Consider the following 650-nt stretch of genomic DNA (forward strand, 5'->3'; position numbering starts at 1 on the left):
GATCGCCCGCGCCGCCCGTCCTGACCGGAGGCGCATCGGCGCACGAAATCGCGCCGCCCGGCCCCGCGACCGGCGGCGTCGAGCTCCGCGCGCGCCAGCCGAAGGCGATCCAGCACGCACTGCACGTGCTCGAGGAGGTCGCCCGCATCGGCCCCGGAGTGACCGCCCAGCAGGTCTCGCGGAGCCTCGGCATGCCGCGCGCCACCGCGTACCGCCTGCTCAACCTGCTCGTGCAGGAGGAGTACCTCGTGCGACTGCCCGACCTCTCGGGTTTCGCGCTCGGGAGCAAGGTCACGCAGCTCGCGACGCTCGTGCCGACGCCACCGCCCCCGCGCGCGGTGCGCCGCATCGTCGAGGAGCTGCGCGGCAGCGTGCGCGCCGGCGTGCACCTGGTGCGCTACGACGGCGGCATCCTGCACATCGTCGACGCCGACCCCGACTTCCCGTTCAGCGACGAGGTGCGCATCTCCCGCGACCCGCACGTGTCCGCGCTCGGTGCCCTCCTCCTCGAGCCGTCCCGCGACCACGCCGGGATGGACTCCCCCATCGACCGCGGCCGCGCCTGCCTCGCGGTGCCGATCCGCGACGATCGCGGCGCGCTCGTGGCCGGCCTCGCCCTCGCCTCGACGCCCGCTCGCCTCGCCGACCCG

At 75.8% G+C, this 650-nt stretch carries 1 protein-coding gene; it reads left to right on the plus strand.

Translation table 11 applies throughout. From position 1 onward, the window contains the following. The coding region (locus ESO86_RS18185; RefSeq protein ID WP_340638878.1) for a helix-turn-helix domain-containing protein at window positions 1-650 on the plus strand (650 nt) is incomplete at both ends.

It is taken from the genome of Agromyces binzhouensis (genome assembly GCF_004135055.1).
GTDB classification, from domain to species: domain Bacteria; phylum Actinomycetota; class Actinomycetes; order Actinomycetales; family Microbacteriaceae; genus Agromyces; species Agromyces binzhouensis.